Annotated in this window: 20 protein-coding genes; 9 read left to right on the plus strand and 11 right to left on the minus strand. The window is 68.2% G+C overall.

Annotated features, from left to right (window positions below; all coding sequences use genetic code 11):
* Positions 1–2: 2 nt before the first annotated feature.
* On the minus strand, positions 3–575 hold the full coding sequence (locus tag DJ018_RS06440) for an NUDIX domain-containing protein (protein WP_111514016.1): 573 nt from the start codon (positions 573–575) through the stop codon (positions 3–5).
* 61 nt (positions 576–636) lie between these two features.
* Here DJ018_RS06440 and DJ018_RS06445 point away from each other — a divergent pair, with 61 nt between their 5' ends.
* A complete protein-coding gene (locus DJ018_RS06445; protein ID WP_205853718.1) occupies positions 637–1,980 on the plus strand; it encodes an erythromycin esterase family protein in 1,344 nt (447 codons plus the stop codon).
* On the opposite strand, the gene DJ018_RS06450 is transcribed toward DJ018_RS06445, so the two are convergent.
* The 3 genes from DJ018_RS06450 to DJ018_RS06460 all read right to left on the minus strand — a co-directional run bounded on the left by DJ018_RS06450 (position 1,977) and on the right by DJ018_RS06460 (position 5,742).
* Positions 1,977–2,201 (minus strand): hypothetical protein, encoded by a 225-nt coding sequence (locus tag DJ018_RS06450; protein ID WP_133254228.1) that lies wholly within the window; start codon positions 2,199–2,201, stop codon positions 1,977–1,979. The genes DJ018_RS06445 and DJ018_RS06450 overlap by 4 nt on opposite strands.
* Positions 2,202–2,416: 215 nt before the next feature.
* Positions 2,417–3,619: an acetyl-CoA C-acyltransferase gene (locus DJ018_RS06455; RefSeq protein ID WP_111514018.1), complete on the minus strand. Its 1,203-nt coding sequence runs from the start codon at positions 3,617–3,619 to the stop codon at positions 2,417–2,419.
* Between the two features lie 35 nt (positions 3,620–3,654).
* Positions 3,655–5,742 carry a 3-hydroxyacyl-CoA dehydrogenase NAD-binding domain-containing protein gene (locus DJ018_RS06460; RefSeq protein ID WP_111514019.1) on the minus strand — a complete coding sequence of 696 codons (2,088 nt, stop codon included), beginning with the start codon at positions 5,740–5,742 and terminating at the stop codon, positions 3,655–3,657.
* A 165-nt stretch (positions 5,743–5,907) separates the two neighbouring features.
* On the opposite strand from DJ018_RS06460, the gene DJ018_RS06465 reads away from it, so the two are divergent.
* The 4 genes from DJ018_RS06465 (at position 5,908) to DJ018_RS06480 (ending at position 10,356) form a co-directional block, all read left to right on the plus strand.
* A complete protein-coding gene (locus DJ018_RS06465; protein ID WP_111514020.1) occupies positions 5,908–6,696 on the plus strand; it encodes an SDR family oxidoreductase in 789 nt (262 codons plus the stop codon).
* Between the two features lie 68 nt (positions 6,697–6,764).
* Positions 6,765–9,761 carry an intermembrane phospholipid transport protein YdbH family protein gene (locus DJ018_RS06470; protein WP_111514021.1) on the plus strand — a complete coding sequence of 999 codons (2,997 nt, stop codon included), beginning with the start codon at positions 6,765–6,767 and terminating at the stop codon, positions 9,759–9,761.
* 35 nt (positions 9,762–9,796) lie between these two features.
* Positions 9,797–9,982, plus strand: coding sequence for a YnbE family lipoprotein (locus DJ018_RS06475; protein ID WP_111514022.1), 186 nt, complete (start codon positions 9,797–9,799; stop codon positions 9,980–9,982).
* Between the two features lie 5 nt (positions 9,983–9,987).
* Entirely contained in the window at positions 9,988–10,356 is a 369-nt protein-coding gene (locus DJ018_RS06480; RefSeq protein WP_420849491.1) for a YdbL family probable chaperone protein, read from the plus strand.
* Between the two features lie 43 nt (positions 10,357–10,399).
* Here the strand turns inward: DJ018_RS06480 and aceB are convergent, their stop codons facing one another.
* From aceB to DJ018_RS06495, 3 genes are all read right to left on the minus strand, one after another.
* Positions 10,400–11,998 (minus strand): malate synthase A, encoded by a 1,599-nt coding sequence (gene aceB / locus DJ018_RS06485; RefSeq protein ID WP_111514023.1) that lies wholly within the window; start codon positions 11,996–11,998, stop codon positions 10,400–10,402.
* A gap of 74 nt (positions 11,999–12,072) precedes the next feature.
* On the minus strand, positions 12,073–12,279 hold the full coding sequence (locus tag DJ018_RS06490) for a DUF4170 domain-containing protein (RefSeq protein WP_111514024.1): 207 nt from the start codon (positions 12,277–12,279) through the stop codon (positions 12,073–12,075).
* 26 nt (positions 12,280–12,305) lie between these two features.
* Positions 12,306–13,898: an isocitrate lyase gene (locus DJ018_RS06495; RefSeq protein ID WP_111514025.1), complete on the minus strand. Its 1,593-nt coding sequence runs from the start codon at positions 13,896–13,898 to the stop codon at positions 12,306–12,308.
* Between the two features lie 158 nt (positions 13,899–14,056).
* Between DJ018_RS06495 and DJ018_RS06500 the strand changes: the two genes are divergently transcribed.
* Positions 14,057–15,496, plus strand: coding sequence for a helix-turn-helix domain-containing protein (locus DJ018_RS06500; protein WP_111514026.1), 1,440 nt, complete (start codon positions 14,057–14,059; stop codon positions 15,494–15,496).
* Positions 15,497–15,500: 4 nt separating this feature from the next.
* Here DJ018_RS06500 and DJ018_RS06505 read toward each other — a convergent pair whose 3' ends face one another.
* A complete protein-coding gene (locus DJ018_RS06505) occupies positions 15,501–16,490 on the minus strand; it encodes an NAD(P)H-quinone oxidoreductase (RefSeq protein ID WP_165842806.1) in 990 nt (329 codons plus the stop codon).
* Positions 16,491–16,579: 89 nt separating this feature from the next.
* On the opposite strand from DJ018_RS06505, the gene DJ018_RS06510 reads away from it, so the two are divergent.
* Both DJ018_RS06510 and rcdA read left to right on the plus strand, forming a co-directional pair.
* Positions 16,580–16,786 carry a DUF1192 domain-containing protein gene (locus DJ018_RS06510; protein WP_111514027.1) on the plus strand — a complete coding sequence of 69 codons (207 nt, stop codon included), beginning with the start codon at positions 16,580–16,582 and terminating at the stop codon, positions 16,784–16,786.
* Between the two features lie 104 nt (positions 16,787–16,890).
* Positions 16,891–17,403: a protease adaptor protein RcdA gene (gene rcdA, locus DJ018_RS06515; RefSeq protein ID WP_111514028.1), complete on the plus strand. Its 513-nt coding sequence runs from the start codon at positions 16,891–16,893 to the stop codon at positions 17,401–17,403.
* 135 nt (positions 17,404–17,538) lie between these two features.
* Here the strand turns inward: rcdA and rpmE are convergent, their stop codons facing one another.
* Positions 17,539–17,763, minus strand: a complete 225-nt coding sequence (rpmE, locus tag DJ018_RS06520) for a 50S ribosomal protein L31 (RefSeq protein WP_111514029.1) — start codon at positions 17,761–17,763, stop codon at positions 17,539–17,541.
* 117 nt (positions 17,764–17,880) lie between these two features.
* Between rpmE and DJ018_RS06525 the strand changes: the two genes are divergently transcribed.
* Complete coding sequence (locus DJ018_RS06525; protein ID WP_111514030.1) at positions 17,881–19,752, plus strand: ABC transporter transmembrane domain-containing protein; 1,872 nt, start codon at positions 17,881–17,883, stop codon at positions 19,750–19,752.
* Positions 19,753–19,767: 15 nt separating this feature from the next.
* Here the strand turns inward: DJ018_RS06525 and DJ018_RS06530 are convergent, their stop codons facing one another.
* Positions 19,768–20,562, minus strand: a complete 795-nt coding sequence (locus tag DJ018_RS06530; protein ID WP_111514031.1) for an inositol monophosphatase family protein — start codon at positions 20,560–20,562, stop codon at positions 19,768–19,770.
* Positions 20,563–20,638: 76 nt separating this feature from the next.
* Positions 20,639–21,289 carry a thiamine phosphate synthase gene (gene thiE / locus DJ018_RS06535; protein ID WP_111514032.1) on the minus strand — a complete coding sequence of 217 codons (651 nt, stop codon included), beginning with the start codon at positions 21,287–21,289 and terminating at the stop codon, positions 20,639–20,641.
* Positions 21,290–21,305 lie beyond the last annotated feature (16 nt).

Genomic DNA, 21,305 nt, shown 5'->3' on the forward strand with positions numbered 1-21,305 from the left:
GCTCAAGCCTCGAACAGCTCGGGCCGGCGGGCCCGCAGGGCATGGGCCAGCAGCAGAGTCTTCATGTCCTGGATCTCCTGGACCTGAACCTGCCGCCAGAGTTCGGCCAGGGGCATCTCGATCACGGTGATGTTCTCCTGCTCGCCCTCCACGCCGCCGCCCTGCTCGACCCGGTCGCTCTGGGCGTAGGGCGCGAGGAACAGGGTGACCTTCTCGCTGGAGACGCCGGCCGAGGGAAAGGCCGCACCGATCTGCTCCATCTCGCCAAGCTGAGCGCCGACCTCCTCCAAAGCCTCGCGGCGGGCGGCCTCTTCGTGGGGCTCGTCGCCGTCCAGCATGCCGGCGGGCGCTTCGAGCAACTGGTTCGGACCCCCGGCCCAGATCACGGGCAGGCGGGGCAGGCGCACCAGCAGGGCGGTCCGCCGGTCGGGATCGTAGGGCAGAACGGCCACGGCCTGCCCATGGTCCTCGATCTCACGTTGGAAGGTCTCGCCGTCGGGCCCGCGGACGGTGGCCTTGTAGAGCGTGGAGTAGCCTTCGTAGACGGTGTCCAGCTTCTCGATCTTCAGCGGCATGGGCCCTCGCGTTTGGTGCAAACCGGAACTGCCCTGCGATGGGCGAGGTTGCCAAGCGATCATGTCCGAGATGCTGCAACCCGATGGCGGACGCGCCGCCTCCGCCGACCTCTCCGCCCTGATCGGCGCGGCCGCCGAGCCCTTGCCGGAGATCGACGATGCGGCGTTCGGGCGAATGTTCGACCGCTTCGCAGATGCGCGCGTGGTTCTGCTCGGAGAGGCGAGCCACGGCACGAGCGAGTTCTACCGGGCCCGGGCGGCGATCACGCGTCGACTGATCGAGCAGCACGGCTTTTCGGTTGTCGCGCTGGAGGCCGACTGGCCGGACGCGCGGGTCTTCGACGCTCATGTGAGGCGCCGCCCCAGCCCCGTAGGCGCCGACGAGGCGTTCACCAGGTTCCCCACCTGGATGTGGCGCAACGAGGAGTTCGACGCCTTCCTGAGCTGGCTGCGAGAGCACAACCGGGATCTGGAGGACAGCGAGCAGGCCGGCGTCTACGGCCTCGACCTCTACAACCTGGCCGCCTCAATGCGCACGGTGATCCGGTATCTGGAGCAGGAGGATCCGGAAGCGGCGCAGGTGGCGCGCGAACGCTACGGATGCCTGGAGCCCTGGGCTGAGAACCCCGCGCGGTACGGCCGGCGGGCCCTGTCCGGCGGCTATTCGCGCTGCGAGCGGGCGGTGAACGCCATGCTGCGCGAGATGCTGGAGAAGCAGATGTCGGGCCGCGACGGCGAAGCGCTGCTCGACGCCGCCCAGAGCGCGCGGCTGGTTCGGGATGCGGAGGCCTACTACCGAGCCATGTACCTGGGTGGAGCGGAGAGCTGGAATCTGCGCGACCGTCACATGTTCGAGACCCTGGAGTCGCTGCTCGAGACGAAGGGCCCGAAGGCTCGGGCGGTGGTCTGGGCGCACAACTCCCACATCGGCGATGCCCGGGCGACGGAGATGGGGACGGTGCGAGAGGAGCTGAACATCGGCCAGCTTTGTCGCGAAAAGTGGGGCGAACAGGCGCGGCTGATCGGCTTCGGCACCCACACCGGGACGGTCGCCTGCGCGGACGACTGGGACGAGCCCACCCAGATCAAGAAGGTACGGCCTTCGATGGCCGGCAGTTTCGAGCGGCTGAGCCACGACAGCGGCGCGGAGCGGTTTCTGCTCGACCTGCGACCCGGCGTGCACGAGGCCGCACGACAGGCGCTAGTCGAGCCGCAGCTGGAGCGGATGATCGGCGTGATCTACCGACCCGAAACAGAGCGGTGGAGCCACTATGTGGAGTGCCGGCTGTCGGAGCAGTTCGACGCCTGGGTCTGGTTCGACGAAACGCGCGCTGTGACGCCGCTGGCGACGAGGAGCGAAGAGCACGACGCCAGCGCGGATGAGACCTGGCCTTCGGGTCTCTAGGCCACCGGCCGCCCGCCGTAACCGCGGTAGTGGCGGTGCGCCCGCACGGGCTGTCGAGCCGGAACCAGCCCGCGAAGCGCGACAACGATGCGCGTCAGGATGGCGGCGAACAAGCCGACGGCCAGGGCCGGACGAATATCGCCTGTAGCGGTAAAGGTGGCGAGCACCACGGCGATGAAGCCGATCAAGGCCAGAGCGAGGATCTGCAGACGGGTCGACATGACCGAAACCTTCTTGCGAACGGTTCTCAACATAGACCTTCACAATCGGAATTGGAAGATCGATAGAGAATGTTTCTGAACTGGTCAACGGCGGCCGGGTCACCCGGTTCCTGAATCCACAACGCAGAAGGGCCGCTCAGGTGAGCGGCCCTTCGCAATCGTGATTGCAGCTAAGCTCCGAAAATCTCGAAGCTTTGAGGCACCTGCCGTCGTGATCAGAAGATCTCGAACAGGCCGGCTGCGCCCATGCCGCCGCCGACGCACATGGTGACGACGCCGTACTTGGCCCCGCGGCGCTTGCCCTCATAGAGCAGGTGCGTGGTGCAGCGGGCGCCGGTCATCCCATAGGGGTGCCCGATGGAGATCGAGCCGCCCGAGACGTTCAGCTTGTCGTTCGGGATGCCGAGCTTGTCGCGGCAGTACAGAACCTGGCTCGCGAAGGCCTCGTTCAGCTCCCAGATGTCGATGTCCTCGATCTTCAGGCTCGTGCGCTCGAGCAGCTTGGGGATGGCGAACACCGGACCGATGCCCATCTCCTCCGGCCCGCAGCCAGCCACGGCCATGGCGCGATAGGCGCCGAGCGGCGTGAGGCCTCGACGTTCGGCTTCGGCGCGCTCCATCAGCAGCACGGCGGCCGCCCCGTCGGACAGCTGCGAAGCGTTGCCGGCGGTGATGAACTTGCCTTCCTGCACAAAGTTGCCGCCGCTGAAGACGGGCTTCAGGCGAGCGAGGTCTTCCAGGGTGGTCTGGGGTCGATTGCCTTCGTCACGGTCGAGGGTGATCTCCTTTTCGGAGGTCTCGCCGGTCATCTTGTCGAAGGCCTTCATCACGGTGGTGAAGGGCACGATCTCCTGGTCGAAGCGGCCTTCCATCTGCGCCTGGGCGGTGCGCTGCTGGGACTGCAGGGCGTACTCGTCCTGGGCTTCACGGCTGACGCCGTATCGCTCGGCGACGATCTCGGCGGTCTCGATCATCGAGCACTGCAGGCCCGGCTGGTGCTCGCGCAACCACGGATCGCCGCTCATGTAGAGGTTCAGCCGCTCGGTCTGGACGAGCGAGATCGACTCCACGCCGCCGCCGATGGCGATGGGAGCGCCGTCATGGATGATCTGCTTGGCGGCGGTGGCGATGGCCATCAGCCCGGACGAGCACTGACGATCGATGGTCATGCCCGACACCGTGGTCGGCAGGCCGGCGCGTAGAGCGGCCTGGCGAGCGATGTTCTGGCCGGTGGTGCCTTGTTGCAGGGCGCAGCCCATGACCACGTCGTCGATCTCGCCCGGATCAACCCCGGCACGGTCGACGATCTCGCGGATCGGGTGGGCGGCAAGCGTCGCCCCATAGGTGTTGTTGAAGGCGCCGCGATAGGCCTTGCCGATCGGGCTTCGGGCGGCGGCGACGATGACCGCTTCACGCATGGCGTTTCTCTTCCTGTTTTCGAATTGGGTTGAGTTCAGGAGGCCTTGTCGAGGTCGGCGAAGCGGCGGCCTTCGGCCGCGAGCTTCTCCAGAAGGGCCGCAGGTTTGAAGGCGGCGCCGTAGCGCGCTTCATATTCCTTCAGCTTGGCGACCACGTTCGCAAGCCCGAGCTGGTCGGCATAGAACATCGGCCCCCCGCGGTAGACGGGCCAGCCGTAGCCGTTGACCCAGACCACGTCGATGTCGCTGGCCCGGATCGCCTTGCCTTCTTCGAGGATCTTCGCGCCCTCGTTGATCATCGGCAGGATGTTCCGATCGAGGATCTCGTCGTCCGTGATCTGGCGCGGTTCGACGCCCTTCTTGGCCATGAAGTCGCGAATGATCTGCTCGGTGACGGGTGATGGCCGGGGATTGCGGTTCTCGTCGTAGTCATAGAAGCCGGCGCCGGTCTTCTGGCCTCGACGGTCCATCTCGCAGAGCACGTCGCGGATGGTCTCGCCGCGGCTTTCTTCCTTCACCCACCCGAGGTCGAGGCCTGCCAGGTCCCCCATGGCGAAGGGACCCATGGGCATCCCGAAGTCGTAAAGGACCTTGTCCACGTCCCAGGGCATGGCGCCTTCCAGGATCAATCCCTGCGCCTGTTCCTGCCGCCGGGCCAGCATGCGGTTGCCGACAAAGCCGTGGGCGACGCCCACCAGGACCGCGACCTTGTTGATCTGTTTGCCGAGCTTCATGGCCGTGGCGATCACGTCCTTGGACGTCTTCTCGCCGCGGACGATCTCCAGCAGGCGCATGACGTTGGCCGGCGAGAAGAAGTGCAGGCCCAGAACGTCCTGCGGCCGGCTGGTCATGGCCGCGATGTCGTCGACGTTCAGGTAGGAGGTGTTGGTGGCCAGGATCGCGCCCGGCTTGCAGATCGCGTCCAGCTTGCCGAACACATCCTTCTTGATGTCCATCCGCTCGAACACCGCCTCGATAACGAGGTCGACGTCGGCGAAGTCGTTCATGTCCAGAGAGCCGGTCAGCAGGCTCATGCGCTGCTCGACCTGTTCGGCGGTGAGCCCGCCGCGCGAGGCGGTCCGCTCGTAGTTCTTGCGGATAACGCCGAGGCCGCGGTCCAGGGCTTCCTGCTTCACCTCCACGATGGTCACCGGAATTCCGGCGTTGGCGAAGTTCATGGCGATGCCGCCGCCCATGGTGCCAGCGCCCAGGACGCCGACCTTCTTGATCGGGCGGGTGGCGGTGTCTTCCGGCACGTCCGGGATCTTCGCGGCGGCGCGCTCGGCGAAGAAGTAATAGCGCTGCGCCGCCGACTGCGGGCTCATCATCAGCTCCATGAAGAGCTGACGTTCGGTCTGGATGCCTTGCTCGAACGGCTGGTTCACCGCCGCCTCGACGGCGCGGATGCAGTACTCGGGAGCCAGGAAGCCGCGGAACTTGCGGGCGTTGGCCTTGCGGAAGGCTTCGAACGCTTCGGGATGGCCACGCGCCGGAGCGAGCTTCTCGTCGTTCTCGCGGACCTTCTTCAAAGGCCGGCCTTCGGCGACGACCTTGCGGGCGAAGGCGACCGCCTGCTCACGGAGCTGACCTTCCGCCACCACTTCGTCGACGAGGCCCATCTCGGCGGCCTGCTTGGCGCCGACCGGCTTGCCGGAGGTGATCATCTCCAGCGCCTTTTCGACGCCCACGACGCGCGGCAGGCGTTGGGTGCCGCCGGCGCCCGGCAGCAGGCCGAGGTTCACTTCGGGCAGGCCGAGCTTCGCCGACGGGACGGCCACGCGGTAGTTGCAGCCCAGCGCGACCTCCAGCCCGCCGCCCAGCGCGGTGCCGTGGATCGCGGCGACCACGGGCTTGGTCGAGTTCTCGATGGTCTCGATGACCTCCGGCAGCATGGGGCCGGTCATGGCCTTGCCGAACTCGCTGATGTCGGCGCCGGCGATAAAGGTGCGGCCGTCGCAGATCAGCACGATGGCGGCGGCGTCAGAAGCGATCGCCTGGTTGAACGCTTCGGTCAGGCCCTCGCGGACGTTGGCTGAAAGGGCGTTCACCGGCGGGGAATTCAGGGTGACGACGGCGATGTCGCCTTCGCGCGTCAGGGTGGTCACCGAGTTGATGTCGGTCATCGGGCTCCCTCGGAAATGTGCGAGCGGAAAAGCGCTCGTTGAGAATGGCGGTCTTGGAAATTCAAACAGCTGTTATAGGGCTGAGGTGTAGGCCCTCGCCGACAGCGGCGCAAGCGCGCGGCGGAGCCTCGAGAGGCGACAACGAACAAGGCGGAGGATGCGTCCATGGCGCTCGATCTTTTTTCGCTGAAGGGCCGGACCGCCCTCGTCACCGGCGGCTCGCGAGGCATCGGCAAGATGATCGCGGCCGGGTTCATCGAGCAGGGCGCCAAGGTCTACATCTCCTCCCGCAAGGCCGATGCGTGCCACGCGACGGCGGCCGAGCTGGGCCCGAACTGCATCGCGCTTCCGCAGGACATCTCCACGGTCGAGGGCGTAAAGGCGCTGGTCGCGGCCTACGCGCAGCGTGAAGCGAGCCTGGACATCCTGGTGAACAACGCCGGCGCGGCGTGGGGCGCCAGCTTCGAGGACTTCCCGGAAAGCGGCTGGGACAAGGTCATGGACCTGAACCTGAAATCGCCGTTCTTCCTGACCCAGCAACTGCACGGCGCCCTGAAGGCGGCGGCCAGTGACGCCAGGCCAGCCAAGGTGATCAACATCGCCTCGATCGACGGCATCGCTCTCAATCCGCTGGAGACCTATTCCTACCACGCCTCCAAGTCGGCTCTAATCTACCTGACCCGCCGGATGGCTGCGCGCCTGGTGCGCGACCGGATCCTGGTCACGGCGATTGCGCCAGGCGCCTTTGCGTCCGAGATGAACCGCGCCGCCCGCGACAACGCCGATTTCATCGCAAAGCACATCCCGATCGGCCGCATCGGTCGGGACGAAGACATGGCAGCGGCGGCGGTCTACCTCGCCTCTCGCGCGGGCGATTACGTGGTGGGCGCGACCCTGCCAGTGGACGGCGGCGTCGCCTTGGCGAGCCTGCCGTTCGGCGCGATCGCAGGCTAAGGCGCCACCATCCGGCCCGGTTTGCGCTATTCAGCTTGACCTGAAGCGAAACGACGCCGTTCCGAGCCTTGAGCGAAGCCGAAGCAAAGCCGCACGCCCGCCGCCTGACATTGCGCCTGATCCTGGTGATCACGGGCGTGGTGCTGGCTGTAGCGGTCCTGGCCCTCTACGCCGCGCGGCGCATCATCGCCCGCGAGGCGCTGACCGGCTGGCTCCGGTCCAAGGGCATTGCGTCCGAAGCCGAGGTGAAGGATTTCGGCTTCAAGAGCTTCATCGGCCGTCTGCGCGTCGGAGACCCGCGCAATCCCGACTTCACGGCCGAGCAGGCGGAAGTAACCTATGGCCTGCGCGGCTTCGGCTTGGAGGTGACTTCGGTGACCCTGCGCCGGCCGGTGGTGCGCGCGCGGGTGCACGATGGCAAGCTGTCCGTGGGCTCGCTCGATCCGCTGATCGAGGAGTTCCGTCGCCGGCCGCCCAAGCCGGGCGGCGCCAAGCCGCGCATCATCATCGACGACGGGCAGCTTTTGCTCGCCACCGACTACGGCGCCGTGCGGCTGACGGCGGACGCCCGGGTGGAGCAGGAGAAGCTGGTCAGCCTCGACGCCAGCCTGGCGCCCACGCAGCTTAGCGGGCAGGGCTTCAAGGCGACGCTGGGGCCGAGCGTCGTCACGGCTCGGACGCGCGGGGATCGGGTGCTGGCGACCGTGGATGCGGCCATGCCCGAGGCCGAGGCTGGAGCGACCCGGACGCGCGGCGCGCGGCTGCGGATCACCGCCGATGCGCCCTATCCCGACCTGAAAAGACATCGCGGGGATGGCGTGCTGAAGGTGCAGGCGCAGCTCAACGGCCGCGAGCTGGTGATCGGCGACCAGCGCTTGGGCGAGGCGCGCCTGAACGCCGGCTTCAACGGACAGTCCGCGGGGTGGATCAGCGATCTGCAGGTCACCGGACGCGCGGCGGCCGACCTGCAGGCCGGCTCTGGCGCGTTCGCCCAGGCCAAGGCGGGCGCCCTGCGCGCGGCGCTCACCGCCGAGAACCTGCGCTGGACCCGCAAGGGCGGGGATGCGGTGTCGGCGCAGGTGCGCGGCACGGGCCAGTTGGCGAACCTAGGCATCGCCGACCTCAACCTGCGCGCCGTCGGCGTGGCGGTGCAGGGGGAGGCGGGCTTTGGGCCGCAAGGCGCCCGGGCCGACATCCTGGCCAGCGCGCAGGGCCGCGGCGCTTATGCGGGGCTGGGCGCGCCTGTGGCCACCGACAGCGACGACATGGCGGCGGTGAAGCGAGCCGCGGCGAACTTCGCCTTCTCGGCGCCCGGCGTGCGGCTGGGCCTGAGCGGCAAGGCCGCTTCGGCGAGCTTCGTGCAGCCCCTTCGGCTCAACCCACAGCGTGGCGGGACGGTGCTGCTGGCGAGCCAGGGTCGCGGCTGGCGGCTGACTGCGGCAGGCGGCGGCCTGCCCGAGGTTCAGGCGGACGTGGCGCGGTTCGCGTTCGTGGACGGGGAGGCGCGGGCAAGCGGCCGCATTCAGGCCAAGCTGTCGATCGGCCCGGTGGTGGACGGCGACTTCGACGCCGCCGGCGCCTTGCGGATCGCCGAAAGCGGAATCGAGTTCAGGGGCGAACGCTGCGCCGCCGTGCGGGCGCCGCGGCTGGAGCTCGGCGAGAACGACGTGGAGAACCTGGCCGCGCGGCTCTGCCCGTCCGGTGCGCCGCTGCTCAGCCTCAGGGACGGCGGCTGGCGCATCGCGGGGCGGGTCGAGGGCGCGTCCGGATCTGCGCCCTTCCTGCTGGCGCGGGCGGAGGACGGCGCAGGCCGCATGGATATGTCCGGCAAGGGCGAGCGCTTCCGGGCGCAGATCGACATCGCCGGGGCGCGGGTGATCGACGCGGCCCCGCAAACCCGTTTCCACCCGCTGCGCCTGACCGGGGTGGCGCGCGCCACGGACGACGTCTGGAACGCCGACCTCGCCTTGCACTCGGGCCAGACCCGGGTGGCGACCGCCGTGCTGCGCAACGAAGGCCGCACCGAAAGCGGCGGCGTGCAGATCGACACGGGCCTGCTGACCTTCGCGCAGGGCGGGCTGCAGCCTGAGCAGCTCTCGCCCATGGCGGCGGCGGTGGGCTCGCCCGTGGAAGGGCAGGCGCGGTTCACCGGAGCGCTCGCCTGGTCACCGGCGGCGGAAACCAGCTCGGGCACGCTGAGCATTCCCGGCCTGAGCTTCACCAGCCCAGCCGGGCGGCTGGAGGGCTTGTCGGGCGAGGTGGTGTTCACCAGCCTGACGCCGCTGGTGGCGGCGCCGGGGCAGGTTCTGAAGGCCGAGCGTCTCACCGCCATCGTGCCGCTCACCGGGGTGACGGCGACGTTCGGCATCGAGGGCGAGGCGCTGACGGTGTCGGGCGGCGAAGCCGAAGTCGGCGGCGGCACGATCAAGCTGGAAGCGCTGCGGGTGCCCTTCACGCCGGGCGCGCCGATGAGCGGCGTGCTGAGCGTCGAGGGCGTGCAGTTGCACGATCTGGTGGAGGCCTCGCCGTTCGGAGACCGCGTGGAGCTCGACGCCAAGGTGAGCGGCCGCATCCCCTTCGAGGTGCTGAACGGGGACGTGCGGGTTCGGGATGGCCAGCTGAGGGCGATCCAGCCCGGCCGCCTGTCGATCCAGCGCGAGGCGCTGACGGGGGTCAGCACGCCGGGCGCAGGCGCGGTGATTGAGAGCCCCGTCACGGGCGCGGCGGAGGAAGTCGCGCCGGGCGCCGACACCTTCACCGACTTCGCCTACCAGGCCATGGAGAACCTGGCGTTCGACACCCTGGACGCCACCATCAACAGCCTGCCTGAAGGGCGGGTGGGGGTGCTGTTCCATGTGATCGGCCGGCACGACCCGCCGCAGCGCCAGCAGATCCGCCTGACGATCCTGGACCTGATCACCCGGCGGTTCATGAACAAGGAGCTGCCGCTGCCCTCGGGCACAGGGGTGAACCTGACCCTGGACACCACCCTCAACCTCGACCAGTTGCTGGCCGACTTCGCCGAGTATCAGCGGCTGCGCAATTCAGCCCCGGTTCAGCGATAGAGCGCGATAGAAGGAGCCGCCAAGGAGATGACCGCATGATCGCACCCCCTCGATCGCTGGCCATGGGCGCGCTCGCCCTGTTCGGCGCCGCCGCCTGCACGCCGACTGTCCGCGTGGACGTGCGGCCGATCACCATCTACGCCAAGCTGGACGCCAACGTCCGGCTGCAACTGGACGAGGACGTCAAGGCCTTGATCCAGCAGAACCCGAACCTCTTCTAAGAGGCATGAACATGCACACGCGAAACATCCTGGGCGTGAGCGCAGCCGTCATGGCCGCCCTCGTCCTGCCGGTCGCCGCCGTTGCGCAGTCGGCCTCCGCCAAGGCGGCGGTGGACTCGGCCAAGGCCGCCGGCGTCGTCGGCGAGCAGGCGGACGGCTTCCTGGGCTTCGTCACCGGCGCCGCCGACCCGGCGGTCCGCTCGGCCGTGGCCGAGATCAACGCCGGGCGCGCGCAGCTCTACCGCGAAGCCGCCGCCAAGAACGGCGTGACGGCGGAAGCGGCGGGCGCTTCGGCCTTCAAGCAGGTGGTGGAAAGCCGCTTGCGTCCCGGCGAGTACTACAAGCCGGCCGGCGGCGGCTGGACCCGCAAGTGACAAGGGCGGCCCCTCTCCATTCTGGTGGAGAGGGGCCGCTCCCCTAGAGCACCCGATAGGCCGGCAGGGTGAGGAATTCCTCGAACCGGTCGGAGAGGGACAGATCGGTGAAGATGCGGACCGCGTCGGCGAAGCGGCCCGTCTCGTAGGCGTCAGGCCCAAGCGTCTGGCGCAGGTTGTCCATCTCGTCGCTTAGCACCGCCCGCAGCAGCGCCTCGGTGACAGGGCGACCGTCATCCAGGGTGGCGGCGTGGCGGATCCACTGCCAGACCTGGGCCCGGCTGATCTCGGCCGTCGCGGCGTCTTCCATTAGGTTGTAGAGCGGCACGGCGCCTCGCCCGCGAAGCCACGCTTCGATGTACTGCACGCCGACCCGAATGTTTTCGCGCAGGCCCGCTTCGGTGCGCGGACCCTTGTGAACCTCGAGCATGTCCTCGCGGCTGACTTCGACGTCTTCGCGCTGGACGTGAAGCTGGTTGGGGGTGGGCATCAGGCGGTCGAACACCTCCATGGCGATCGGCACGAGGTCCGGGTGCGCAACCCAGGTGCCGTCGTGGCCGTCGGAAGCCTCCCGCTGCTTGTCGGCGCGGACCTTGGCGAAGGCCGCCTCGTTGGCGGCGGGATCGCCCTTTACCGGGATCTGGGCCGCCATGCCGCCCATGGCGAAGGCGCCGCGGCGGTGGCAGGTCTGGATCAGCTTCAGGGAGTAGGCGCGCAGAAAGGCCTGGCCCATGGTCATGACGCTGCGGTCAGGGGTCAAGGCGTCCGGATGAAGGCGCAGGCGCTTGATGAAGGAGAAGATGTAGTCCCAGCGGCCACAGTTCAGGCCCGCCATGTGCTCGCGCAGCTCGAAAAGGATTTCGTCCATCTCGAAAGCGGCGGGCAGGGTCTCGATCAGCACGGTGGCCTTGATGGTCCCCGCCGGGATGCCGAGGGCCTCCTGGGCGAACAGGAAGACCTCGTTCCAGAGCCGCGCCTCCAGATGGCTTTCCATCTTGGGCAGGTAGAAGTAGGGGCCAGAGCCGGCGGCGAGCGCCGCCCTGGCGTTGTGAAAGACGTAGAGCCCGAAGTCGAAGAGGGCGCCGCTCATCTCCCGTCCGTCCACGAGGGCGTGCGCCTCAGGCAGGTGCCAGCCGCGAGGGCGAACGACCAGGGTCGCGACCTGGTCTTTCAGCGCATAGCGCTTGCCGCTGGCGGGATCGATGAAGTCCAGGGCCCCGGCCCAGCGGTCCTTCAGGTTGATCTGGCCTTCGATCATGTTGGCGAAAGTCGGCGAGGAGGCGTCCTCGAAGTCCGCCATGAACACCCTCGCCCCGCAGTTCAGGGCGTTGATGATCATCTTGCGGTCGACCGGTCCGGTGATCTCCACGCGACGGTCGAGCAGGTCGGCGGGAATGGGCGCGACCGTCCAGTCGCCCGCGCGGATGTGGGCCGTCTCGGGTAGGAAGTCGGGGCTTTCGCCCGCGTCGAAGCGGGCTTGCCGCGCTTCGCGGCGGCCGAGTAGTTCAAGGCGCCGGCCGTTGAAGCGGTGGTGCAGCTGCGCCAGGAAACCGAGCGCCTCGGGCGTCAGCACTTCGGCCGCGCGGCCTTCGATCGGGACGGTCAGCTGAACAGGGGGCTCGTGGGCGATGTCGAGAGGCATGCGGCGGCGCTCCGTTGAGGCGCGGACGGGCGCTCCCGGCTGGGAGCCGGGAGCTTAGACGAGGTTCTAGCCGATCAGTTCGGCAGGGTGATCTGTTCGGAGGCGATCGCATAGCGGGCGGTGGCGCAGCTGCGCGTCTCGTCCGACTTGCGCCGCCAGGCCAGGCGGGCTTCCTCGCGGTCTTCAAACGGGCCGATCACCTCCGGCTGGCCGGCCTTGAGCGCCTTGAAGCCGGTGCACTCGTACTCGCCGCCAACGATCCAGTAGCGTTCCTTGGTCATCGCTCTGCTCCTTTCAGGCCCGCCGATCAGGCGAACTGGTTCATGGTGTTGTGGACGCCGCCGGCCTTCAGGGCCGCTTCCCCGGCGAAGTACTCCTTGTGGTCGTCGCCGATGTCGGAGCCCGACATGTTCTGGTGCTTCACGCAGGCGATGCCCTGGCGGATCTCCTGCCGCTGGACGCCCAGGACGTAGCCGAGCATCCCCTGCGCGCCGAAGTACTCGCGGGCCAGGTTGTCCGTGGAAAGGGCGGCCGTGTGGTAGGTCGGCAGGGTGATGAGGTGGTGGAAGATCCCCGCGCGCCGTGAGGCGTCGGCCTGGAAGGTGCGGATCTTCTCGTCCGCCTCGCGGGCCAGCTCCGTCGTGTCGTAGTCGACGCTCATCAGCCTGGCTCGATCGTAAGCGGACACGTCCCGTCCTGCGGCCTGCCAGGCGTCATAGACCTGCTGGCGGAAGTTCAGTGTCCAGTTGAACGAGGGCGAGTTGTTGTAGACCAGCTTGGCCTTCGGGAAGACCGCGCGGATCCGGTCCATCATGCCGGCGATCTGCGCGATGTGCGGCTTCTCGGTCTCGATCCACAGCAGGTCGGCGCCGTTCTCCAGGGCGGTGATGCAGTCGAGGACGCAGCGGTCCTCGCCCGTGCCGGTGCGGAACTGGAAGAGGTTCGACGCCAGCCTCTTGGGTCGCAGCAGCTTGCCGTTGCGGTTGATCAGAACGTCGCCGTTCTTCAGGTCGGAGGCGGCGACCTCCTCGCAGTCGAGGAAGCTATTGTACTGGTCGCCAAGGTCACCGGCTTCAAGACTGACGGCGATCTGCTTGGTGAGCCCGGCGCCCAGGCTGTCGGTGCGCGCGACGATGATCCCGTTGTCCACGCCGAGCTCCAGAAAGGCGTAGCGGATGGCGCGGATCTTCTGGAGGAAATCCTCGTGCGGGACCGTGACCTTGCCGTCCTGGTGGCCGCACTGCTTCTCGTCCGAGACCTGGTTCTCGATCTGGATGGCGCAGGCGCCCGCCTCGATCATCTTCTTGGCCAGCAGGTAGGTCGCCTCGGCGTTGCCGAAGCCCGCGTCGATGTCGGCGATGATGGGGACCACATGGGTCTCGTAGTTGTCGATCGCTTCGACCAGGGCGTCTTCGCGCGCCGCGTCGCCGGCCTTCCGGGCCGCCTCGAGGTCGCGGAACATCAGGCCGAGCTCGCGGGCGTCCGCCTGCCGCAGGAAGGTGTAGAGCTCCTCGATCAGCGCGGGGACGGAGGTCTTCTCGTGCATCGACTGGTCCGGCAGCGGGCCGAACTCCGAGCGCAGCGCCGCGACCATCCAGCCGGACAGGTAGAGGTATTTCCCTTTGGTCGTGCCGAAGTGTTTCTTGATGGAGATCAGCTTCTGCTGGCCGATGAAGCCGTGCCAGCAGCCCAGGGACTGGGTGTAGGCGGCGGGATCTGCGTCATAGGCCGCCATGTCCTTTCGCATGATGTCGGCAGTGTAGCGGGCGATCTCGAGGCCGGTCTTGAAGCGGTTCTGCAGGCGCATGCGAGCCACGGCTTCGGCGCTCACGCCATCCCACTTGCCGTCCTTGCTCCGGACGAGCTGGCTCATCTCGATGATGTGGTCCTGATAAGACATGGGCCTCTCGCAGAAGTTCTGTCGGCCATCCGTTTGACAGCCTGTCGGATCCTCTAACGCTTGATTTTGCTGGTGAGATAGCCGTGCCGTGTTGGCAAAAGGCCATGCTGTCACAGGCGCACATTGTAAAAGGTGTAAAGCTATGACAACTTGACGGCATGGCTTCGTTGACCGCCGATCGCAAGCTGTTCCTTGGCGCTCGCCTGAAGCGCCTGCGCCGCGACCTGGGCCTGACTCAAACCCGAATGGCCGAGGACCTGGGCGTTTCGCCAAGCTACCTGAACCTGCTGGAGCGCAACCAGCGGCCGGTCACCGCCCAGGTGCTGCTCAGGCTGGCCGAGGCCTACGACGTCGATCTGAAGACGCTGTCGACGGATGCGGAATCGGCAGGCGCCACGGACCTGGGCGAAGTCTTCTCCGACCAGCTGTTCCGAGACCTTGGCATCGCACGACACGAAATCTCGGAACTGGCCGATCTCGCGCCCGGCGTCTCGGAGGCGGTGGTGCGCCTCTACCGCGCCTATCTCGACCAGCGGCGCCTGACCGACCTGGGCGCGATCGGCCGGCCGGAGGAGGGCGCCCTCGTCCAGCCGGTGGTCACGCCGTCAGACTGGGTCCGCGACTTCATTCAGGGACACAAGAACCACTTCAGCGAGCTCGAAGAGGCGGCCGAGCGCCTGTCCGCCGAGCTGGAGGCCGAACCGCACGAGTTCGCCGTGGCCGGCCGTGCGCGGCTGGCTCAGCGCTGGGGCGTCCAGGTCAAGGTTGTGCCGGTGGAAGTGCTGCCGGAAAGCGTCCGGCGGTTCGATCATCACCGCAAGCGGCTGTTCCTGTCCGAGCTGCTCACCGCCGAGGGGCGCGCGTTTTCAGTCGCCTATCAGCTGGCGCTGACCGAGCACCGCGACCTGCTGGAATTGCTCACCGATCGCGCAGGCACGCCCGACCGCCCGACGCGAAACCTTTTGAAGGTCAGCCTGGCCAACTACCTGGCCGCCGCCCTGCTGATGCCCTACGGCGCGTTCCAGGAGGCGGCGGAGCGGACGGCCTATGACGTGGAGCTGATCCGCACGCGCTTCGGCGTCTCGTTCGAACAGGCCTGCCACAGGCTCACGACGCTCAATCGGCCAGGTGCGCGTGGCGTGCCCTTCTTCATGGTGCGTACGGACTCGGCGGGGAACATCTCGAAGCGGTTCGCCGGTTCCAGCTTCCCGTTCTCGCGCTTTGGCGGCGCCTGTCCCCGTTGGAACATCCACTCGAGCTTCCGCACGCCTGGCCGGATCATCACCCAGATCATCGAGACGCCGGACGGGGCGCGGTATTTCACCTTCTCCCGCACCGTCGCACGCATCGCCGCGCCCTATGTGAGCGAGGACAGCGACCTGGCCATCGGCATGGGGTGCGAGCTGAAGTACGCCGAGCGGCTGATCTACGCCCGGGGGCTCGAGCTGCGCGATCCAACCGCCACCGGCATCGGGCCAGCCTGCCGGATCTGCGAGCGCCCCGCCTGTCCCCAGCGCGCCGCCGAGCCCATCAGTCGGACGCTGATGGTGGACGACTTCACCAAAGCGATCACGCCCTACCCGTTCGCGGGCGGCTGAGACTCTACGAGCAGGTCAGCACGACCTTGCCGATGTGGGAGCCGCCTTCGAGGTAGGCATGGGCCGCCGCGGCCTCCGTCAGAGCAAAGGTGCGGTCCACCAATGGGCGCACCTTGCCCTCAGCGATCCACGGCCAGACCACGCGCTCCACCTCGCCCGCCAACCGCGCTTTCTCGTCGGCCGAGCGCGGGCGGAGGGTGGAGCCGGTCACTACGACGCGCTTCTGCATGAGCTTGAAGATCGGCAGGGCGACTTCGCCGCCGGCCTGCGCGGCGATGAAGACGATGCGGCCGCCCGTGCGCACCGCCTCCAGATCCTTGGCGAAGTAGTCGCCGCCGACCATGTCGAGCACCACGTCGGCGCCGCCCTCCCGGCGCGTCCCCTGGGCGAAGTCTTCGGCGGTCGCGTCCACCGCGACATCGGCGCCCAGGCGCAGGGCCGCGGCGGCCTTGTCGGCGCCTCGGGCGGTGGCGATCACCTTGGCGCCGGCGGCCTTGGCCATCTGTATAGCGGTGACACCGATGCCGGAGGTTGCGCCGTGCACCAGCAGGGTCTCGCCGGCCTTCAGCGCGCCGTGCTCGAACACGTTCGCCAACACAGTGAACACCGTCTCGGGCAAGGCGGCAGCCTGCACCATGTCCAGGCCGGCCGGGATGGGCAGGCAATGCCGGGCGTCGGCGACAGCGTACTGGGCATAGCCGCCGCCGCCAAGCAGAGCGCAGACCCGCTGGCCCACTTGCCAGCGGCCAGCCGCCTCGACGATCTCGCCCGCCACTTCCAATCCCAGCGTCTCCGGCGCGCCGGGCGGCGGAGGATAAGCGCCCAACCGCTGCACGATGTCAGGACGGTTCACACCGGCCGCTTCCACCCGGATCAGCACCTGTCCAGGCGCGGGCGCCGGCCGCGGCAGCCGGACGGGTGTGAGGGCTGACGCGGGTCCCTTGCCGCCTTCCACGGCGATCCCCGTCATCATGGAACTGTCGTTTTCGGTCATGCTGTGACTCCCGCGTGCTTGCGCAACCGGCCCTGGAGCGGTTGATTAGCGCCCGAGCGGGGGCCGCAACAGGGAGCTCGCAAAACGTCATGGACGAAGTGGCTGAAGTTCGCGTGGGTCGGGGTCAGCGCCTGGCCGAGGCGCTCCGGGAAGATCTGGACCTCTATGGGGTGGCCGAACTCCAGGAGCGGATCGAGCTGCTGCAAGGCGAGATCGCCCGGGTGCAGGCGCAGATTGAGCGCAAGCAGGCGGGCCGGGCGGCGGCCGAGGCGCTCTTTTCGTCGCGGTCCGCGTAGGAGCGGCTTCTGGTATCAGGCGTGGCACGGCGGTTGCACAAAGCCGCTCGAATTCAGATGAGGGTTCTGCTGCAGGACTCTGTGACAGGACCTCTGGGACAGACATGAACGACGCAAACACCGTGCTGCCCTGGCGTGCGGACGTGATCCAGGACTTCGCCCGCTCGGAGCTGTTTGAGCGCACCTTCCAGGAAGGCATGGAGCTGGTCGAGGAGACCGCCGCCTACTTGGACGGCGCGGGACGGCAGGAATCCAAGCTGCTGTCGCGCAACGCGGCGCTGGCCTACGCGTCCGAAAGCATGCGCCTGACGACGCGGCTGATGCAGGTCGCCTCCTGGCTTCTGGTGCAGCGCGCCGTACGGGAAGGCGACATGGCGCCGGACTCGGCCTGCGAGGACCGCTACCGGCTGGCCGCTGAAGAGGTCTGCCGCGGCGGCGAGGAAGAACCGTCCGACGACCTTCCGGCCGGCCTGCTGATCCTGCTGGACCGCTCGCGCCGGCTCTACGAGCGCGTCCGACACCTGGATCGCCGCATGTACGTGGAAGCCGCCGAGGATGTCGCGCCGCATCCGGTCCTGTCGCAGCTCGACCGTCTGAAGAGCGCCTTCGGGACCTAATGGCGAGGTCCGGTTCGGATGGCGCGCAGCGTCATCCCGCCGAAGTCGAGCAGCAAAAACGCCGCGGAGGACCAGCCTCCGCGGCGTTTTTTGATGCCCGTAAGGGATGCCCCGGCGAGAGCCAGGGCAAGCCGCCTACTTGCGGGTGAACGCGCCGAACTTAGCGTTGAAGCGCGACACGCGGCCGCCGCGGTCGAGCAGCTGCTGGGCGCCGCCGGTCCACGCGGGGTGGGTCTTCGGGTCGATGTCCAGGTTCAGCGTGGCGCCTTCCTTCCCGTAGGTGGAACGCGTTTGGTAGGTGGTCCCGTCCGTCATCACCACAGTGATGAAGTGGTAGTCGGGGTGGCCTTCTTGTTTCATCGCGCGTGCGCCTGGCGTAAAGAGCGGTCGAAATTGAACGGCCGCCGGTGAGGGCGGCCTTCAAGGAAGCCGGGCGTATACAGGAAAGCCCGCCCGAGATGCAAGGTGTGACGCGTAATGAGTGAGTCGGCGGCCGAGTCTTCCGGTTCCGAAGCCTCGGTCCATGGACGGCCAAGCGCCGGCCAATCCTTGGCGAACAACCTCTCGGAAGCCGCGGATCGGCGAGAGAAGAGCCGCAATGTCGGCGCTCTTCGCCGCCTGAAGCCGTTTATACTCGCCCACTGGGGCGACGCCCTGCTGTCGGCCGTGTTTCTGGTGGGCTCGACCAGCGCGACCCTGGGCCTGTCGGGCGCGGTTCGCCTGCTTGTGGACAATCTGACGCGCGCCCAGCAAGGGGCGGTGGCCGCGGGTGCGGTGGACCGCTGGTTCCTGCTGATCGGCGCCGTCGCGCTGGGCCTGGGGCTCGCCACCGCCGGCCGCTACTTCTTCATCACCAAGCTGGGCGAGCGGGTCGTGGCCGACCTGCGCAAGGCCACCTACGCCCACATCCTGACGCTGGACCCAATCTACTTCCTGAAGACCCGCACGGGGGAGGTGCTGTCGCGCCTGACGACCGACATCCAGATCGTCGAGAACCTGGTCGCGAGCTCCATCTCGGTGGCGGTCCGCAATCTGCTGACCCTGATCGGCGCAGTGATCCTGATGATGATCGTCAGCCCGCACCTAACGGGCTTGGTGCTGCTGCTGATCCCAGCGGTGCTGGTTCCGCTATTCCTGTTTGGCCGCAAGGTGCGCCAGCTGACGGCCTCGACCCAGGACCAGTTCGCAGCCGCCGTGGGCTACGCCGGCGAAAGCCTGGACGCGCTGGAAACGGTTCAGGCGTTCGGCCGTGAGCGCTCCGCCGCTGGCCGTTTCGGCGAGGCAGTGGAGGCGGCGTTCCGCATCTCCCTGCGCCGGATGAGCGCGCGGGCGGTGATGACGGCGCTGGTGATCGTGCTGGTGTTCGGCGGGGTGGTGGGCATCTTCTGGCTTGGCGTCCATTCGGCCATCAGCGGCGCGATGAGCTGGGGTGCGCTGTTCCAGTTCGCCTTCCTGTCTGTGATGGCGGCGGGCTCGGTCGGGGCGTTGGGCGAGACGTGGGGAGACGTGCAGAAGGCCTCGGGCGCCATGGAGCGGATCGGCGAGCTGCTGGACGCGCGTCCCGGCGTGGCTGCGCCGGCGAGCCCCGTCGCGTTGCCAGAGCCTGCACGGGGTGAGATCGCCATTGAGAACGTCACCTTCGCCTATCCTGGCCGGCCAGAGCTGCCGGCGCTGAACGGCTTCTCGCTGCAGGTGAGGCCTGGGGAGCGCGTGGCGCTCGTGGGACCCTCAGGCGCGGGCAAGAGCACCGTGCTGCGCCTTCTGCTGCGCTTCTACGACCCGCAGGGCGGGCGCGTGCTTCTGGACGGCGTTGATGTGCGCGATGCGGATCCGGCGCAGGTGCGGTCGCGGATGGCCCTGGTCGCCCAGGACTCGGCCCTGTTCTCCGGTTCGGCCAGCGACAACATCCGGTTTGGACGCGAGGAGGCCACGGACGACGAGGTGCGCGCCGCGCTGCGCGCCGCCCAGGCCGAGCCGTTCCTGGACGCCCTGCCGCAAGGCCTGGAGACCGCTGTCGGAGAGCGGGCGCGCAGCCTGTCGGGCGGTCAGCGTCAGCGGCTGGCTATCGCGCGCGCCCTTATCCGGCGATCACCCATCCTGCTGCTGGACGAGGCGACCAGCGCCCTGGACGCGGAGAACGAGCGGCTTGTGCAGCGCGCTCTGGACGAGGCCATGGAAGGCCGTACCACCCTGGTGATCGCCCACCGGCTGGCGACGGTGCTCAAGGCAGACCGCATCGTGGTGCTGGATGAGGGGCGGGTGGTGGAGCAGGGCTCTCACGCCGAGCTCGTGGCGCGCGGCGGCCTCTATTCGCGTCTGGCGGCCCTGCAGTTCGGGCAGGCGGCCTAAGGCCGCCGCCGAAGCCTACTGAGCGGCCTGGAGCTTCTCGATCAGCTGCGGATGCAGGTCGAGGTTGGCCGCCACGATCGTCCCGGTCTTGAGCATGTCCTGGCCGCCGTCGGCGTCGGTGACCTTGCCACCAGCCTCGGTGACCAGCAGCAAGCCTGCCGCGATGTCCCAGGGCTTCAGGTCCCGCTCCCAATAGCCGTCGTAACGGCCGGCCGCGACCCAGGCGAGGTCCAGGGCCGCCGACCCCATCCGCCGCACGCCCGAGACGCGCTGGCTGATCTGGTGCAGCTCCTTCAGGAACCGCCCGTGCTGGCCATGACCCAGGTAGGGGATGCCGGTGGCGAGCAGGCTTTCGTCCAGGTGCTTGCGGGCGGCGACGCGCAGCCGCTTGTCGTTGACGTAGGTCCCCTTGCCCTTCTCGGCCCAGAACAGGTCGTTGGTGATCGGGTTGTAGGTCACCGCGGCGACGATGGCGCCTTCGCGCTCAAGGGCGATGTTGATCGCGAAGTGCGGGATGGCGTGCAGGAAGTTCGTGGTCCCGTCGATCGGGTCGACGATCCAGGTGTGGGTCTTGTCGCTGCCCTCCACCATGCCGCGCTCTTCGCCCAGGAAGCCGTACCCTGGACGGGCTTTAGTGAGGGCTTCGAAGATCACCTGCTCGGCCTTGATGTCCGCGGCCGAGACGTAGTCGGCCGCGCCTTTGCGCGAGACCTGCAGTTCGGTGAGTTCGCCGAAATCGCGGTTGAGGCCGCGGGCCGCCTTGCGGGCGGCGTCGGACATGACCTTGAGCAGGGCCGATTGAGAGATCACGGGCAGACGGGCTTTCTGGGAGGGTAGAGGGCGCGGAACCTAGTGGCGGCGCCTTTCCAAAGCAAGAACGGGCGGATCAGCCGCGTTCGGCGAGGCCGGCGGCGATCTCGGCGTTCAGCGCCTTTACGGCGGCCGCGGGCCCTTGGCCGAAGGACCAGACGCCTGCGCTGACGGCCAGGAAGTCGGCGCCCGCCTTTGCCAGACCGCGCGCCGTTTCGACTGTGATCCCGCCGATGGCGACGCAGGGGACCTCCATGGTCTCCTGCCAGATGGTCAGGATCTCCGGCTCCGCACGGGTCGGCGCTTCCTTGGTGGTGGTGGGGAAGAAGGCGCCGAAGGCCACGTAGTCCGCGCCGGCTTCGGCCGCTTCCATCGCCAGGTGACGGCTGTCGTGGCAGGTCACTCCGATCATGGCGTCGCGCCCCGCGATGCGCCGCGCCTCGGCGTAGCTGGCGTCGGACTGGCCGATGTGAACGCCGTCGCATCCCAAGCGCGCGGCCAGGTCCGGCCGATCGTTCAGGATGACCGCCACGCCGCGTGCAGCGGCGATGGGCGTCAGCGCGTCCACAGCGGCGGCGATCACGTTGTCCGGCTGGTCCTTCAGTCGGATCTGCAGGGCGGCGACGTCGCCGGCGTCCAGCGCTTGCGCCAGCGCGTGGCCGAAGCCCGCGAGGTCATCCAGGCGCGGCGGGGTGATGAGGTAGAGACGGCAAAGCAGGTCGGCCATGCTCGCTCTTACGACA

Origin of the sequence: Phenylobacterium deserti (genome assembly GCF_003254705.1) — a bacterium.
Classification (GTDB): Bacteria; Pseudomonadota; Alphaproteobacteria; order Caulobacterales; family Caulobacteraceae; genus Phenylobacterium; species Phenylobacterium deserti.